Here is a 15,466-nt window from a genome sequence, read left to right as displayed (position 1 = left end):
GGAACCCGCCATGTTCATCACTTCGCCCGATCTTTCCGCCGAACACGGCATTGCGCATGCCTTCTTCACCCGCGAGGGCGGTGTATCCTCGGGCATCTACGCCTCGCTCAATGGCGGGCTCGGCTCGGACGACGACAAGGCGCATGTTACCGAGAACCGGGCGCGGATGGCGGCTCACCTCGAGGTCGAGCCCACGCATCTTGTCGGTGTGCACCAGGTCCATTCCGCGGATGCCGCACTCGTCACCGGCCCGTGGCTCGGGGAGAAGCCGAAGGCCGATGCCATGGTGACCACGGCTCACGGCGTGGCGCTCGGCGTTTCCACCGCTGATTGTGGACCCATCCTCTTCGCCGATAGCGAGGCGGGCGTCATCGGCGCCGCCCATTCCGGCTGGAAGGGGGCATTCACGGGGATTGTCGGCGCGACTGTGACCGCGATGGAAAAGCTCGGCGCGCGTCGCGAACGCATCCTGGCGGTGCTTGGGCCAACGATCAGCGCCAAGGCTTATGAGGTTGGGCCGGAATTCATCGAGCGCTTCAAGTCGGAGAATGCGACCTATGCGCGCTTCTTCCACGCCTCGGAGCATCCTGCGCGCGCCATGTTCGATTTGCCTGCCTTCATCGCTTTCAAGGCACAGGAGGCCGGCATCGGCCGCTTCATCGACCTCGGCCTGTGCACCTATGGCGATGAACAGCGCTTCTTCAGCTATCGCCGCACGACGCATCGGCAGGAGCCGGATTACGGCCGGCTGATCTCGGCGATCACGTTGACGCGACCGAAATAGGCCGGCTTTCGGCCGGTTCAATCTCAGGTTGCTTCGAGAAACGGGCGGAGTCATCCTCCCAAGGCCATGCATCATGGCTTTGGGGGTCTCATGGAACAGCTTCTGATCAACCTCGTCGCAGGCGCGCTGGGTGGCAATGCTGCGGGTAAAGCCTCGTCCAGCTTCGATCTCGGAACTCTCGGAAACACCATCGCCGGTCTGGTCGGCGGCGGCGTTCTTGGCCAGTTGGTACCCATCGTGTTGCCAGCCATCACGGCGGCGGCGGCGGGCGGCAATCTCAGTGTCGGCGGTATCCTGTCGAACCTGATCGCTGGCGGCGCTGGCGGAGCTATCCTGACCGCTATCATCGGCGCGATCAAGAACAAGGCCGCAGCCTGAGCGTTACAGTGGCGACGTCGCGCGCCTCGCCCGGCGTCGCCATCTTGCGTGATTGACGAGCCCGGCTGCCTGTCGGCTCAACGTCTTGCAGATGACGTGGGGTGGGGCGTCAGGTCACGATATCAGGGGTTCGCCAGGCCAGGTGCTGGCCGTTGTCGACGGCGATCATTTGCCCGGTGACCGATCGGGCGCGGGCGAGATAGAGCACCGCCCCGGCGATATCCGCCGCGTCGACCTTCCTTTGCAGCAGCGATCCCGCGGCCTCGCGCGCGAGCAAGGCCTCGCCGTCCTGCGGATTCGGAAAGGTCGGCCCTGGCCCGACGGCGTTCACGCGAATCCGCGGCGCAAGCGCCTGCGCCATCGTGGTCGTTGCCGTGAGAAGCGCCGATTTGGTCAAGGTATAGGAGTAATACTCCGGGGTCGGCTTCCAGACCCGCTGATCGATAATGTTGACGATGCAGCCTTCTCGATCCGCGGGAAGATGATTGGCCATCGCGCCGGAGAGCACAGAGGGCGCGCGCAGATTGGTCGAGAACTGCCGGTTCCAGGTCGGCACGTCGATCGTGCGGATGTCATCGACCAGAAAGCTGGAGGCGCTGTTGACCAGCAGGGTCACCGGCCCAAGCGCTGCTTCGGCGGCCGGAATGATGGTGTCGACCGACGCGGGATCGGCCAGGTCGGCAGCGACGGTGATTGCCTTGCCGCCCCGACCGCGCACGTCCGCTGCGAGCGCTTCGGCCTCGACGTGCGATGTGCGGTAGTGGATCGCAACCGCGTAGCCCGCATCCGCAAGGTGCTCGACGATGGCGCGTCCAATCCGGCGTGCTCCACCGGTGACGAGCGCAACCTCAGCCATTGCGTGCATCTTTATCGGAGTGACGCTTGAGGCGCCGTTCCCAATGTTTGGCTGCGCGCAAATAGCGGTAGAAAGCGTAGTTCATCGCGGTCATGAAGCCATAGACGCCGCGCAGGGCGTGACGCCGGCCAATATAGGCCTTGACGAAATTGGCCGGGAACTCGGCGACCAGCCGGAAGACCGAAAGGGTCTCGCCGCGCTTGTCGAGATCGTCGGCCTGTGCGTCGCTGTAGTTATTCAATTTCGCCATCTGCTCGCCGAGAGAACGCACGGAGTAATGATGAACCGTGCCCTTCAGCCTGCCGATGCGGGCATCCGAAGAGAGATCGACACGGTCGTGAACCGGCGAAGGCGAGTAGCGTCCCTTGTCCTTTCGGTAGAGCCGAACCGGCGACAAGGCGTAGGTGAAACGATGCGGCGCGCGCTCGCCAGGGAATATCTCGGCGATGCGCGTCCTGTAGGCATCCGCGGGCGGATCGCCATGAGCGAAGAGCGCTGCAATCTCGACGGCCATCTCCCTGGGCACGACTTCGTCGGCATCCAGGTTGAGGAGCCAGTTATAGCGGCACTGGTCTTCTCCGAAGCGCTTTTGCTGCCCGTAACCCGGCCACGGATTGAAGATCACGCGGGCGCCGCATTGCTCGGCGATTGTCTGCGTGCCATCGGTCGAGCCTGAATCGATCACGACGATGTCATCGCTCAGCTCTCGCACGGCGGCGATGGTGCGGCCGATTCTGTCGGCTTCATCCCGAGCAATAATGAATATAGAAAGCGGCGGCACCGGCCTGGTCCATTCCGTGGAGTGTGCTGCAAGGCTTAAGCACGCGAGCCCGGAACGAGCAAGCGAAGGACCGGGACAGATTGTGGCCGCATTTTGTCTGGAACCTTAGGATATGTCGCGCGTTCCCTGCTTGCTTCCACTATATGGTCAACGCGTTGTTAGTATTCGGTTTACCATTCACAGTGGCTTAATAATAATTAACGCGTGTTGAACAATTGGTCTTAGTCATCCCCATTCGTGCCGCATTTCTGCCGCGGTCTGCAATGTACCTGTGCTTTAGCCGCAACAGACATCGACGCCGGCGCGGGCTATAAAGGCGTCATCGACATCACCGCCGGGCCACGCCGGCACCAGCGACGACTAAAGGAGTCTAAAATGAAGAAGTACCTGCTTACGAGCGTCGCGGCCCTCGGCCTCGTCGTTGCCGGCGCCGCCTCCGCTGCCGACCTGCCGTCCCGCAAGGGCCCGGTTGCCGCCCCGATCTATCTGCCGCCAGTGTTTACCTGGACCGGCTTCTACGTCGGCGTCAACGCTGGCTATGCTTGGGGTCAGATCGACTCGACCACGGGCGCTTTCACCAACAACCTCGGCAACTTCAGCGATCCCGATGGCTTCACCGGTGGTGGCCAGATCGGCTACAACTACCAGATCGGCCAGTGGGTCCTCGGCGCTGAAGCCGATTTCCAGGGCGCTGACCTGAAGTCGACGTCCGTCAACCTGGCTAACAACCTCCGCGCCTCGACCGAGGTCAACTGGTTCGGCACCGTTCGTGGCCGCGTCGGTTACTCCTTCGACCGGTTCCTGCCGTATGTCACCGGCGGTTTCGCTTACGGCAGCGTGAAGAACAAGGTCTCCAACGGCGTGTTCGCTGGCAGCAACGACAACACCCAGTACGGCTGGACCGTCGGTGCTGGTCTTGAGTACGCCTTCACCAACAACCTGACGGCGAAGCTCGAGTATCTCTACGTCGACCTCGACAAGGAGTCGTTCAACGTTCCCGGCGGCACCTTCACCTCGAACGTCGAGACCAAGTTCTCGGTCGTCCGCGCTGGCCTGAACTACAAGTTCTAGTCCGATCCCCTCACGGGGCTCAGAATGAACCCGGTGGCTTCGGCCACCGGGTTTTTTGTTGTGCGAGACAAGATCATCGGACCGGATATCGTATCCAGTCCGATGATCTAACCCTTTGTCTTTGCATCGGCTTTCCTGAAAACCGCAATCCACCTTTCGGGCCGATGCTTTAGCTCGGAGCCGGTCAGCCCTTGAATCGGGTGGTTTCGAAGGAGGGCACCTTCGCCGCGAAATCGTCGAGCCAGGCGACCAGCTTGGGGTGAGCTGCCCGCCACGTTCCGTCGAAACGCAGATCGAGATAGCCCAACGCGCAGGCCAGTGCGATTTCACCGATGCGGGGTTTGCCAGACCAGGCTGGCGGCGCTGCCTCAAGTGTAGCGAGCGCCCGCGCGACCTTGCCGGCCTGATTCTCGACCCAGGCGGCATTACGCATCTCGGGCGTCCTGAACCGGCCTTCATAGACCTGAAGCAGGGCCGCATCACAGATGCCGTCTGCCAGCGCTTGCAGGCGCAACTGCGCAAAGCGCGCTTCGCCTGACGGAATCAGGCCGCCACCGGCGAGATGGTCGAGATACTCGGCGATGACGCGGGAATCGAACAGTGCCGAGCCGTCCTCGAGCACCAGCGCCGGAATCTTGCCGAGCGGGTTCTGGGCGCGCAACGTGTCCTTGGGATCGGTGGTATCCGCCGCGACGATCTCGATGCGGCCCAGGAGATCGAGCTCATGGGCGGCAATTTTGACCTTGCGGCCGAAGGGGGAGGCTGGGGAGGTGCGCAAGGTCAGCATCGGTCATATTCCGGTCAGTTCTGGAGATGTCAGCCGTCCGGGCGGATCGGCTCGCAACGGTAGCGCGGCCGGGGGCCTTGCGCGAGGCGTTCGCACAATGACGGCAACAGGAGGAGAGCTTCCTCCGCCAGTTTCCAGGGCGGATTAACCACAAGCAGACCGGTGGCCCCGAGACCTCCCGCGGCTTCGGGGCGGTCGACATCGATCTCGAGCCTGAGCAGGCGACCGATGCCGGCATCCTCGATCGCATTCACGAGGCCGTCGGCGGCCCGGCGCTCCTTGACCGGGTACCAGAGCGCGTAAATGCCGGTCGGCCATTTGCGGTGCGCGGCGATAAACTCGGCCGCCATCGTCGTGAATTCGTCCTTCTCCTCGAAGGGCGGGTCGATCAGCACGAGTCCGCGTCGTTCCTTCGGCGGGACATTGGCGCGCAGCGCCGTCCAGCCGTCGATCGCCAGCGCCTTGCAGCGCGAATCGCGACCGAGCGTCGCGGCGAGCTTCTTGTAAGTGGTTGGATGCAGTTCGGCGGCGATAAGCCGGTCCTCCGCCCGCATGGCGTGTCGGCAGAGCCAGGGCGAGCCGGGATAGTTGCCGGCGCCATGGCTTTCCCGTGCGACCGCGACAGCTTCGCGCCATGGTGCCAGCAACGCCTCCACGCTGGAGGCGAGCGGCGACTGGTCGAGCCGAGCCACGCCGTCCTTCCATTCATGCGTGCGCAGCGCTTCCTCGGAGCCGAGATCGTAACGGCCGGCACCGGCATGGGTGTCGATGACGCGATAGGGCGTATCCTTGGCGCCGAGATGGGTCAGGATGCGCATCAGCACGACATGCTTGAGGATGTCGGCGAAATTTCCGGCGTGGAAGCTGTGATGATAATTCATGAAGCGGTCTTAGCCGCCTCGCAGCGCTCTGTCAGCGTTGAGCCTTCACGGTGATGTCGCGCGTGCGGCAGCCGGAGCGGTCGACCTCCTGGCAGGTGCGGAAATTGCGCAGGTCCTTGCTGAAGCAGATCCGGACCTCCTGCAGCACGCCGCGTTTGCAGGCGATCGACATCATGTCGCTGCGCAGGCCCGGATTAGCAGCGGCGAAGGCGCGCTCGAGATCGATCGCGCTCCAGTTCTGATCGCGATCCGCCTTCTGCAGCGGCGGAGGAATCGCGACCTTCTGGCGGGCGCGCCGGACATCCGAAAAATAGTCGTTCGGGCTCGAGCCCGAACAGGTGCCGTGCTTGCGCCATTCATACCGGGCGAGCCCCTCGGACGGGAACAGGCCGTCGGCCTGGTCGAGGGCGATGCGAGACGGCGTGCGGCCGGCCGGTCCGCAATCGGTGGGGTAGCCGCGCTCGTTCTGCGGCCAGAGGCCATGCACGACGAAGCCGAGATTGGCGCCGCTCTCGCATTGCTCGCGGGCGCGCCCGCGTCCACCGTCCAGTTCGCAGAAGCCCGGCGACCATGACAGGGCGAGAACGTAGAAGTCGAAATCACCGGGAACGCCGCCGCGGCCATATTGCCCCTGCGCTTGCGCGTCTGGGGCCATAAGGCCAAACAGCGTCAGCATCGACAACCAGGCGCGCGGCAGTCTCACAGCCGGAGGTTACTTTTCGGGGCCGGGCCGGGCCATCTGGCAATTGGGCGCGTAGGAAAGACCTCGATCGAGGCCGTTGACGCACCAGTTGACGTTCCAGGTCAAGCCGAACAGGCCGAGATTCTCGCGCACGGAGTAGTCGATGCGGTGCAGCGAGCCGTCATTCAACGCGATCCGCCCCGTGCAGAAGCGGCGCGGGATGAAATCGTCGCCCCAGGGTCGGAAGCCGATGGGTCGGATGCGATCATAGGCGACCGCCTGCAGCGGCCCCCAGAATTTGGCCTCTCGCGAATTGAACCAGCTTGTGATCTCGCTGAGGACGGCGGGATCCTCGCAGGCCGGCAGGTTGCCATACATCGGAATGATGCGTGCCTCGGCCCGATCCGCCGGGTCGACATAGCGGCGGCTCGTGGCCTCGACGCTGATGGTCGCAGCAAGGCAAGTCGCTGCGACGAGGGTGGTTTTCAGCAGGGCGCGGCGCATAGGGGCAAGCCTCGTGCAGGCTGGGTGAATCTGATGCCGCACGATGACGTTCGGACGGGGGAGGGTCAAGGTGATTGGCGCCAGTGGAGGGCAACCGGACCGAGACTGTGTCATTTTCGATCCGGCTGCGTAGAGCGCGTTGCTGCTCAGAAGGAGGCCTCCAGCATCGCGACATAATCGGCGGCAGCCGCCGCGCGCGGGTTGCTTGCGGTAGAGTGATCCTTCACCGCAGCTTCGGCTATGGCCGGGACGACACTGCGCGGGACGCCCATTCGCGTGAGGGAGGCCGGCATGCCGAGGCGCTGGCTCAGGTCGGCGATCCAGTTGGCGAGGTCGGTGTCGGGAGCGAGATCGAGCGCGCGGCGGATCTCCACGTATTTCAGGCCGCATTCCGGCTCGTTGAAGCGCAGCACCGCCGGCAGCAACACGGCGTTCAGCGTGCCGTGGTGAAGCGAGATATCCTTGAGGCCACCAAGCGGGTGGGAGAGAGCATGCACCGCGCCGAGGCCCTTCTGGAAGGTCAGGCCGCCCTGAAGGGCCGCCATCATCATCTCCTTGCGGGCTTCGCGATCGGATCCATCGGTCACGGCCCGCTCGATATGTGCGACTGCGCGCTTCAGCCCGTCGAGTGCGATCGCCTCGGCGGGCGGGTTCTCGCGCGGGCTGAGATAGGTCTCGATGCAATGGGTGATCGCATCCATGCCGGTTGCGGCGGTAAGCCAGGCAGGCAGGGCGAGCGTGAGCTCGGGGTCGCAGATCGCGAGCCTTGGAATCAGATGTGGCGAGATGAAGCCGAGCTTGCGCCCATCCTTCAGGGTGATCAGCGCGGCGCGCCCTACCTCGCTGCCGGTGCCCGAGGTGGTGGGGATCGCGATCACCGGCGCGACGGCTGCGGTCACTTTCGGAATGCCGCCGAGGATCGCCGCATAGGTTTCGAGTGGTCCATCATGACCTGCGAGCAGCGCCACGCCCTTGGCGAGATCGATTGGCGAGCCGCCGCCAATGGCGACAAGCCCGTCGCATCCGTTTTCGCGATACAGCGCCAGTGCTGCGAGCACGGCCTCTTCTGTCGGGTTGGTCGGCGTGGCATCGAAGATCGGGGCGGCCTGCAAGGCTGGAGAATGCGCCTGAACCGTGCCGACGAGACCGACAGCGACGACGCCCTTGTCCGCAATGATCAGTGGCTTGCGCATGCCCAGCGCGGTGAGATCGGCATCGATGCCGGCGACCTCGCCGAAGCCGAAACGGGTCGTGGTGAGATAGGTGATCAGGGCCATGGGCGTCCTCGTGGGGCTGGCCTCGTCTCGTCTAGCGGCTCGGCCTTATTGAGATGAGCTCTTGGTGTGGCATGGCCGCCGCCAGGCGTCGACTGCAGAGCCCGCGCGGGGAGGGCGAGGCGAATGCATGAGAATGTCCGGGCCTGCCTCGTCAGCGGGAGCGCGGCGCGCCTCAGGGCGGGTCGAGCATCTCAGTGGTCTTTCCCGCCCGCCGTTCGAGCACCATCAGGGCGAGGCCGGCAACCACGATGAGGCCCGAGCCGATCAGCATCGAGAGCGACGGCCAGTCGCCAAAGATGAACCAGCCGAAGATCAGGGCCCAGACGATCAGCGTATACTGGTAGGGCACGACGACAGAGGCCTCCGCCAGCTTGAGCGAGCGTGTGACGCAGAGATGTGCGGCCATGGCGACGATACCGAGCAAGCCGAGCAGCCCGATATGGGCGAGGCTCGGCGTCGTCCAGCCGAAGGGCAGCAGGATCAGCCCCATGACAAAGGCGCCCAGCGTTTGCCAGGCCACGAGCGTCACATCCGGCGTGCCGCGCAATTGGCGGCCCATGATCATCATGGCCGCGAAGGAGACGCTGCCGACGAGCGCGATGATGGCCGGAAGGGTCAGGCTCTGGCCGGACGGGTTCAATGCAACGGCGACACCGATGAAGCCGACGACGACGGCGAGCCAGCGCCCGGCATCGACGCGTTCTCCGAGCAGCAGCGCAGCCAGGATCACCGCCCAGACTGGAGCGGCGAGCCAGAGTGTCATGGTGTCGGCCAAAGGCAGGTAGGATACCGCCCAGTAAAACAGCGCGACTTCGCAGGAGCCAAGCGTCACGCGCAGCACCTGCAGCCACGGCCGCTCCGGGCGCAATGTGCGACCAATGCCCTGCTTCACCACGAACGGGGCGATCACGATCAGCGCCGCGACGCTGCGCAGCAGCACCACCTGGCCGACCGTATAGGTTGCGACCAGCCATTTCCCCAGCACGTCATTCACGGAGAACAGCAGGATGCCGAGCAGCATCATGGTGATGCCGGTCAAGGTGGCGTTTTTGGTGGGCATGGTGGTCTGCAGGAATGCCTATCGTGTGGGCGTTTCCTGTCGCCTTTCGCGCTCCGCGAGGCAAGTGGTGCCACGCGCAGGGGTTGTGCGCCCAGGGCAGAGGGGGCATTAATTTAATTATTGACTTAATTAAGCGGTTAGCTAATTAACGATGCATGGACCGCTTCATCGCTCTCGCCGACCCGACGCGCCGCCGCATCATCGAGATGCTCGGTGAAGGTGCCCTGGCGGCCGGTGAGATCACAGCGCGGTTCAGCATCAGCGCACCGGCGATCTCCCAGCATCTGAAGGTGCTGAAGGAGGCTGGCCTCGTCAGGGTCGAAGTCAGCGGCCAGCGCCGCATCTACCGGCTCGATCCTGACGGGCTCGATGCATTCGATCTGTGGGTCAAGAAGGTCCGCGGCTTCTGGGGCTCGCGACTCGACATATTGGGGCAGAAACTGGCGCAAGCCGACAGTCATGAGGGAGAGACGGATGAGTGAGTATGGCACTGTTCTTGAAAGTGGCGCGGTGCGGTTCGAGCGGCTCCTGCCGGGGCCGGTCGAACGCGTCTGGGCCTATCTGGCGGAGTCCGGCAAGCGCGGCACCTGGTTGGCCTCTGGTGATTTCGACCTGCGCGTCGGCGGTGAGACGAAGCTTCTGTTCAAGCATTCGGAGATCACCGATGAGCCGCCGCCCGAGCGCTATCGCGAGGTGAATGACAAGGGATTTCTCGCGACCGGGACGATCACCCGCTGCGAGCCGCCACATGCGCTTGCCTTCACCTGGGACGGGGACGGCAATCCCCTCTCGGAGGTCACCTTCGAGCTCAGTCCAAGGGATGGCAAGGTGCTGCTGGTGCTGACCCATCGCAAGCTCGCCGACAAGGCTGCGATGACGAATGTCTCCGGCGGCTGGCACATGCATCTCGGCCTGCTCGAGGACCAGCTTGCGGGGCAGACGCCGCGTGGCTTCTGGTCCCGGCAGGCGAAGCTCGAGAGTGAGTACGCCGCACTCTTTGCGAGCCTGCCGGAGTAGGGCGGGGGCCTCATGCCGACGGCGTGCCGGGCGCGGGCCGCTCTCGAGGCGGCGCGGCCCGCGCCCGGCAAGGACGCTGGCCGCGCCCGATCCGCTTCGCGGTGTGTGTCGGCGTACATTGCGAGCTTGATCGAGGTCCAGCGACCGTACTCGTCGCAAAGCGCGTTCGGCCTGCGGCTCGACGATGGCCGGTCAGATCGACGGACTGCCGGTTGCCGGCTATCTCAGCCTATCCGGCGCCCCCAACCGTCTTGGCGGCCAGCTCCAGGTCAGGCTCAGTTTCTGAGACGCGGCGGTCCGTCGTAGCGCGGTTTCACATGCCTCCGGCGCCCGAAGGAGAACCGCCGCGCGCGCTTCTGGCAACCATTGCGACGATCGTCTCGAAGAGCTCGTTCTGAGCCTGCGCGGCCGTGATGTCTCCCGCCGCGGCGGCAGAAGACAGGGCCTCGGCTGAACCGAGCAGCGCCCAGAGGCCCGCTGGAGCAATCGTACCGGAGCCGGCGAAGGGCGCGAGCGCGGCTCGGCACTTCCCCATGAAGATCGCTTCGTAATCGCGCTTGAGCTTTGCGAGCTCGGGCGCGCCGGCAAGCGCCGCGATCACACCAGGGATCTCACGGCCCTGGAGGAGCACGCAGTCGACATAGGATGACGCGATGACCGCTGCCCTGCCTGCCAAGGTCGGTTCGCTCGCGTCGAGCGCGGCATCCATGAGTGCTGTCTGGCGCGCGTCGAACTCCTGGTAAAGCGCTGCCAGCAGCCCGCTGCGTGTGCCGAAATGGTCGTAGACGACGGGTTTTGTCACCCCTGACCGCTCGGCTAGCCGCCCCAGCGTCAGTGCCTCCGTTCCCTCCTCCCGGATCAGCCGCCACGCGACATCCAGAAGCTGGCGATAGCGGTCTTCCCTCGCCAGGCGGCGACGCGGCGGCAGAGCTGGTGGGTGATCGTTCGGTCCGGCACTTGACATGTTTATATACCAAAAGTAACTTACTAAAAGTATATATCACTCGGGTTCCCCCCGCAATCACTCAGCCGGAGTTCTTGAAATGCACGCGCTCATTGTCGTCGCCCATCCTGATCGTGCGTCGCTCAGTCATGGCGTCGCTGCGCATGTCGGGGAGGGAGTGTCCCTGTCCGGGCCGGGCAATTCCTTCGAAATCGCCGATCTCGCGGTCGAAGGTTTCGACCCACGCTTCACCGAGGCCGATCTCGCAGTTCACCGTCGCGAGGCGCAGCCGCCGGCCGACATTATCGCCGAGCAGGTGCGGATCGATCGCGCCGATGCCCTTGTCCTGATCTATCCCGTCTATTGGTGGTCGATGCCGGCGCTTCTCAAGGGCTGGATCGATCGCGTCTTCGCCAATGGATGGGCCTATGACGAAGGCCCGGATACACCGATGGTAAAGAAGCTCGGCCATCTCCCGGTCCATCTGGTCGCCATCGGTGGCGCCAGCCTGCGAACCTATGCCCGACACGGCTATTTCGGCGCGATGAAGACCCAGATCGACGACGGAATCTTCGATTATTGCGGCGCCCCTGTCGTGACGTCCGAGCTCCTGCTTGGTTCGGGGCAGGATGATCCGGCCAAGCATCTGGCGGCGGCGCGCGCCATTGGCGGCACTCTCTTCAAAGCCTTCAGACCTACCGCGGCACAAGTGGCTGCGTGACGGCGTAGCAGGCTGCTGCCTGGCGATGATCTCCACCATTCCAGGGGCGTTCGCGGCTATTTCCCCCGACGAAATCCGACATGAGGCTCGGCACGCGCCTACAAGCTGGCCGCGGCCCGCGCGGCCTGGTCGTACTGGCCTGACAGCGAGCGCATGGTCGCTGCGATCTCCGAGAGGCGCACCGGATCCATGCCGAGCGCCAGCACTGATTTGACCAGGAGCTGCTCGCGGATCTGGGCGTAGCGCCGGCAGGCATCCTCGCCCGCCGGGGTGATTGCGACGGTCTTTTCCTTGCCCTTGCGCCCGCTCTTGATCAGCTTGAGCCGCTCGAGCTTCTTGAGTGCGTAGTTCACGACATAGGTGTCCTCGATATTGAGGACGAGGCAGATATCGGCGAGGCGCTTCGGCTTGCCGCGGTGGTTGACGTTGTGCAGCACCAGCACATCCACCGGCGTGAGATCCGGAATGCCGGCCGAGGTCATGGCGCGGAGCATCCAGCGCTGGAAGGCGTGCACCGTCATGCTGAGCGCGAACTCGAACTCGGAGAGCGCCGGCATCGCGCCCGAGGCCAGGTGGCCGGACGAGACGATCGGGCCGAGCAGCGCGTCGGCCAGCTCAGCCGGTGGTTTCGGGGGCGGGGGTGCCGATGTGGACATCGTCTCTGGCGCTCTCATGCAAGGCAGCCGTCGTGGCGCCGGACGTGCGAACGGCCGCACGAAGCGGCCGTTCGTGAGGGATCGGGCCGGTCGGGCTTACATCTTCTTGTAGGCGTCGATCACGGCCTGGCCGTCGGCGCCGGCCTTCTTCAGCCAGTCGGAGGTCAGGGTTTCGCCGGCCTTCTTGAAGCCTGCGGCGAGTTCCGTGCTCGGCGCCTGCACCTTCATGCCCTTGGACTTGAGCTGGTCAAGATACCAGCCGGTCTTGGCCTCCCAGGCCTTCCAGCCGCGCTCCTCGGCTGCGGCAGCCGATTTGAGCAGCGCATCCTGCGTCGGCTTGTCGAGGGCGTCGAAGGCTGCCTTGTTGACGAAGGTCGCATCCTTCGGGATCCAGGCCTGCACATCATAGAAATGCGTCAGCGATTCCCAGACCTTGGAGTCGAAGCCCGTGCCGCCAGACGACATGAAGGAGTTGACCACGCCGGTGGCGAGCGCCTGCGGCAGTTCCGCCGCCTGGATCGTCACCGACTGCATACCGAGCATTTCGCCAAGGCGGGCCGTACCGACGTTGTAGGAGCGCCATTTCAGCCCCTTCATGTCGTCCGTCGAGTTCAGGTCCTTCTTGGCGTAGACGCCCTGCGGCGCCCAGGGGACCATGAAGAGCAGCTTGATGCCCTGGCTCGCGAGCTTCTTCTCGATCGCCGGCTTCGAGGCCGCGTAGAGCTTTTTCGATTCCGGGAAACTGGTCGCCAGGAACGGTACGACGTCGATGCCGAAGATCGGATCTTCGTTCTCGTGGATCGACATCAGTACTTCGCCCATCTGGGCCTGGCCGGTCTGCACGGCGCGCTTGATCTCGGGCGCCTTGAACAGCGCGGCATTGGCATGGACCGTGATCGTCAGCTTGCCGCCGGTCGCCGCCTCGACATCCTTGGCGAAGGCGACGAGGTTTTCCGTGTGCGGGTTGTCTGTCGGGTAGGCGTTCGGGAGGTTCCATTTGGTCTGTGCCGAGACCGCTGTCGCGCAGAGCGCCAGAGCGCCGGCTGCGACACCGGCCGCAAGAAAGCCCTTAATGAAGTCGCTTCGTTTCATGATGGTGTCTCCGTTCCCTTGTTGTTGACGCTGCATCATCCCGGAAAGGCCAGTTGCGGCAGGATCATCACGATTTGCGGGAAGATCGTAATGATCGCGACCGCCACGACCAGTAGAAAAAAGAAGGGTAGGGCGGCGAGCGCCACCGTATTGGAATCCTTGCCCGACATGGTCTGCAGCACGAAGAGGTTGAAGCCGACCGGAGGCGAGACCTCGGCCATCTCGACGATGAGCACGAGGAAGATGCCGAACCAGACCAGGTCGAAGCCAGCCTGCTTGATCATCGGAATGACGATGGCCGTGGTCAGGACGATCATCGAGATGCCATCGAGCGCCGCGCCAAGCACGATGTACATCACCGTCAACGCTGCGATCAGCGCGTAGGGCGAGAGATGCAGGCTGTCGACCCATTCCGCAAGGGCGGCCGGGATGCCGGTATAGGCCATCGAGGTCGACATGAAGGAGGCGCCGGCCAGGATCAGCATAATCATGCAGGTGATGCGGGTGGTGCCCATCACGCTGGCCCAGAAGGCTTCGCGGGTCAGAGACCCCGACCACCAGGCGACGCCGAAGGAGCCGAGAACGCCCCAGGCCGCACATTCGGTTGCTGTCGCCCAACCCATCAGCAGCGAGACGAAGACGAGCGCAATCAGCAGCATGCAGGGGATGAGATTGGCCGATTCCCGCAGCTTCTCGCGCAGGGGCATGCTCGGCTCCGGCGGCGGCGCCTTGTCCGGGTTCAGCATGTGCCAGACGATGATGTAGCCGGAGTAGAGCGCCATCACGAGCAGGCCCGGCAGGAAGCCGGCGAGGAAGACCTGGATGATCGAGACATTGGCCGCGACGGCATAGACGACCATGGTGATCGAGGGCGGGATCAGGATGCCCAGCGTGCCGGCGCCGGCGAGCGAGCCGAGGCTGACCGTCTCGTCATAGCCCCGCTTCTTCAGCTCCGGCAGGGCGATCTTGGCGACGGTGGCGCAGGTCGCGGCCGAGGAACCGGAGACCGAGCCGAAGATGCCGCAGGCCAGGACGTTGACATGCATCAGACGGCCAGGGAGCCAATTGAGCCACGGGGCGAGGCCGCGGAACATCTCTTCCGAAAGTTTCGTACGGTAAAGGATTTCGCCCATCCAGATGAAGAGCGGCAAGGCGGCAAGCGTCCAGGAAGCGCTGTTGCCCCAGATCGTCGTCGCGAGCACCGAGCCGGCGGGGATGCCGCCGCCGACGAATTGCATCGCGACCCAGCCGCAGGCCATCAGCGAGATGGCGATCCAGACGCCGCCGGCGAGGAAGACGGCCAGCAGGATGAGCAGCAGTCCAGAAATCTCGATCATCGCCATGGTTCAGACCCCGCTCTGCATCGCGCGCTCGACGACTTCTTCGTCGCTTTGCGGGGGCGGCTTCTCATAGCGGGGCTCGTTGCCACGCAGGACGACGTGAACGAACTCATCGACGAAGGCGATGAAGAGGATGACCAATCCGCCGGAGAAGCCGAGTTGCGGAATCCAGAGCGGCATCGGCACGACGCCGCCGGCAACATCGTTGAACTCATAGGATTGCCAGGTCATCACCACAGCGTGCCAGGCAAAAAAGCCGGTGAAGCCGAGACCAAGCACGAGCGAGAAGACCTCGAAGGCCCAGCGCGTGCGCCCCTTGAAACGATCGATCAGCAAGCCGACCCGGATCATCTCGCCAGATTTGAAGGTATGGGCGAGGCCGAGAAAAGCGAGTGCTGCCATGCTCCATGACGCGAAATCATCGCCGGCGGGGATGTTGAAGCCGACCTCACGCCCGATGGAGAGGCCCATCATCAGGACGAAGATGGCGACCAGGAAGAAACCCGCTGCGTAACCTGCAAAGAGATAGAGCTTGTCGAGGGCCGTGCGGATCATCGAGCGCCCCACGCCATAGGTGTCGGCCGCAGCGGGGCCGCCGCGCGGGACTGCCGGCGCGTGCCGAGTCCGATTGCCAGG

The 15,466-nt window shown here is 64.3% G+C and carries 19 protein-coding genes; 6 read left to right on the top strand and 13 right to left on the bottom strand.

Going from position 1 to position 15,466, the window contains the following annotated elements:
- The first annotated feature begins 10 nt into the window (after positions 1-10).
- The gene (pgeF, locus tag AC1DW9_RS01565; protein ID WP_441505200.1) at positions 11-784 is read left to right on the top strand and encodes a peptidoglycan editing factor PgeF; all 774 of its coding nucleotides are present in this window, start codon (positions 11-13) and stop codon (positions 782-784) included.
- Positions 785-874: 90 nt separating this feature from the next.
- A complete protein-coding gene (locus tag AC1DW9_RS01560) occupies positions 875-1,162 on the top strand; it encodes a hypothetical protein (RefSeq protein ID WP_069879647.1) in 288 nt (95 codons plus the stop codon).
- 109 nt (positions 1,163-1,271) lie between these two features.
- On the opposite strand, the gene AC1DW9_RS01555 is transcribed toward AC1DW9_RS01560, so the two are convergent.
- Positions 1,272-2,018 carry an SDR family oxidoreductase gene (locus AC1DW9_RS01555; RefSeq protein ID WP_441505202.1) on the bottom strand — a complete coding sequence of 249 codons (747 nt, stop codon included), beginning with the start codon at positions 2,016-2,018 and terminating at the stop codon, positions 1,272-1,274.
- Positions 2,011-2,799 (bottom strand): glycosyltransferase family 2 protein, encoded by a 789-nt coding sequence (locus tag AC1DW9_RS01550; RefSeq protein WP_476775195.1) that lies wholly within the window; start codon positions 2,797-2,799, stop codon positions 2,011-2,013. Before AC1DW9_RS01550 ends, AC1DW9_RS01555 begins: the two co-directional genes overlap by 8 nt.
- Positions 2,800-3,174: 375 nt before the next feature.
- On the opposite strand from AC1DW9_RS01550, the gene AC1DW9_RS01545 reads away from it, so the two are divergent.
- The gene (locus AC1DW9_RS01545) at positions 3,175-3,870 is read left to right on the top strand and encodes an outer membrane protein (protein WP_441489485.1); all 696 of its coding nucleotides are present in this window, start codon (positions 3,175-3,177) and stop codon (positions 3,868-3,870) included.
- 184 nt (positions 3,871-4,054) lie between these two features.
- Here AC1DW9_RS01545 and AC1DW9_RS01540 read toward each other — a convergent pair whose 3' ends face one another.
- The 6 genes from AC1DW9_RS01540 to AC1DW9_RS01515 form a co-directional block, all read right to left on the bottom strand.
- On the bottom strand, positions 4,055-4,657 hold the full coding sequence (locus AC1DW9_RS01540; RefSeq protein WP_476775194.1) for a glutathione S-transferase: 603 nt from the start codon (positions 4,655-4,657) through the stop codon (positions 4,055-4,057).
- 29 nt (positions 4,658-4,686) lie between these two features.
- Entirely contained in the window at positions 4,687-5,538 is an 852-nt protein-coding gene (locus AC1DW9_RS01535) for a 23S rRNA (adenine(2030)-N(6))-methyltransferase RlmJ (RefSeq protein WP_476775193.1), read from the bottom strand.
- Between the two features lie 31 nt (positions 5,539-5,569).
- On the bottom strand, positions 5,570-6,214 hold the full coding sequence (locus AC1DW9_RS01530) for a ribonuclease T2 family protein (RefSeq protein ID WP_476775192.1): 645 nt from the start codon (positions 6,212-6,214) through the stop codon (positions 5,570-5,572).
- Between the two features lie 36 nt (positions 6,215-6,250).
- Positions 6,251-6,724 carry a hypothetical protein gene (locus tag AC1DW9_RS01525; RefSeq protein ID WP_441489482.1) on the bottom strand — a complete coding sequence of 158 codons (474 nt, stop codon included), beginning with the start codon at positions 6,722-6,724 and terminating at the stop codon, positions 6,251-6,253.
- Between the two features lie 146 nt (positions 6,725-6,870).
- Positions 6,871-8,001: an iron-containing alcohol dehydrogenase gene (locus tag AC1DW9_RS01520; protein WP_476775191.1), complete on the bottom strand. Its 1,131-nt coding sequence runs from the start codon at positions 7,999-8,001 to the stop codon at positions 6,871-6,873.
- Positions 8,002-8,173: 172 nt separating this feature from the next.
- On the bottom strand, positions 8,174-9,061 hold the full coding sequence (locus AC1DW9_RS01515; RefSeq protein WP_441505209.1) for a DMT family transporter: 888 nt from the start codon (positions 9,059-9,061) through the stop codon (positions 8,174-8,176).
- Between the two features lie 155 nt (positions 9,062-9,216).
- Here AC1DW9_RS01515 and AC1DW9_RS01510 point away from each other — a divergent pair, with 155 nt between their 5' ends.
- Both AC1DW9_RS01510 and AC1DW9_RS01505 read left to right on the top strand, forming a co-directional pair.
- Positions 9,217-9,543 (top strand): ArsR/SmtB family transcription factor, encoded by a 327-nt coding sequence (locus AC1DW9_RS01510; protein ID WP_476775190.1) that lies wholly within the window; start codon positions 9,217-9,219, stop codon positions 9,541-9,543.
- Positions 9,536-10,078: an SRPBCC family protein gene (locus AC1DW9_RS01505; RefSeq protein WP_441505210.1), complete on the top strand. Its 543-nt coding sequence runs from the start codon at positions 9,536-9,538 to the stop codon at positions 10,076-10,078. Before AC1DW9_RS01510 ends, AC1DW9_RS01505 begins: the two co-directional genes overlap by 8 nt.
- Before the next feature lie 313 nt (positions 10,079-10,391).
- Here the strand turns inward: AC1DW9_RS01505 and AC1DW9_RS01500 are convergent, their stop codons facing one another.
- Positions 10,392-11,042: a TetR/AcrR family transcriptional regulator gene (locus tag AC1DW9_RS01500; RefSeq protein WP_476775189.1), complete on the bottom strand. Its 651-nt coding sequence runs from the start codon at positions 11,040-11,042 to the stop codon at positions 10,392-10,394.
- Positions 11,043-11,121: 79 nt separating this feature from the next.
- Here AC1DW9_RS01500 and AC1DW9_RS01495 point away from each other — a divergent pair, with 79 nt between their 5' ends.
- A complete protein-coding gene (locus tag AC1DW9_RS01495) occupies positions 11,122-11,742 on the top strand; it encodes an NAD(P)H-dependent oxidoreductase (protein WP_476775188.1) in 621 nt (206 codons plus the stop codon).
- 98 nt (positions 11,743-11,840) lie between these two features.
- Here the strand turns inward: AC1DW9_RS01495 and AC1DW9_RS01490 are convergent, their stop codons facing one another.
- The 4 genes from AC1DW9_RS01490 to AC1DW9_RS01475 form a co-directional block, all read right to left on the bottom strand.
- A complete protein-coding gene (locus AC1DW9_RS01490) occupies positions 11,841-12,398 on the bottom strand; it encodes a winged helix DNA-binding protein (RefSeq protein ID WP_441489475.1) in 558 nt (185 codons plus the stop codon).
- Between the two features lie 96 nt (positions 12,399-12,494).
- On the bottom strand, positions 12,495-13,490 hold the full coding sequence (locus tag AC1DW9_RS01485) for a TRAP transporter substrate-binding protein (protein WP_476775187.1): 996 nt from the start codon (positions 13,488-13,490) through the stop codon (positions 12,495-12,497).
- A 35-nt stretch (positions 13,491-13,525) separates the two neighbouring features.
- Positions 13,526-14,833: a TRAP transporter large permease gene (locus AC1DW9_RS01480; RefSeq protein ID WP_069879665.1), complete on the bottom strand. Its 1,308-nt coding sequence runs from the start codon at positions 14,831-14,833 to the stop codon at positions 13,526-13,528.
- Positions 14,834-14,836: 3 nt separating this feature from the next.
- Positions 14,837-15,385 (bottom strand): TRAP transporter small permease, encoded by a 549-nt coding sequence (locus AC1DW9_RS01475; protein ID WP_476775186.1) that lies wholly within the window; start codon positions 15,383-15,385, stop codon positions 14,837-14,839.
- Positions 15,386-15,466 lie beyond the last annotated feature (81 nt).

This window comes from Allobosea sp. P4_E12 (assembly GCF_056401655.1).
Note: the sequence above shows the minus strand (reverse complement) of the source record. Positions and strands in the feature narration are given on the sequence as shown.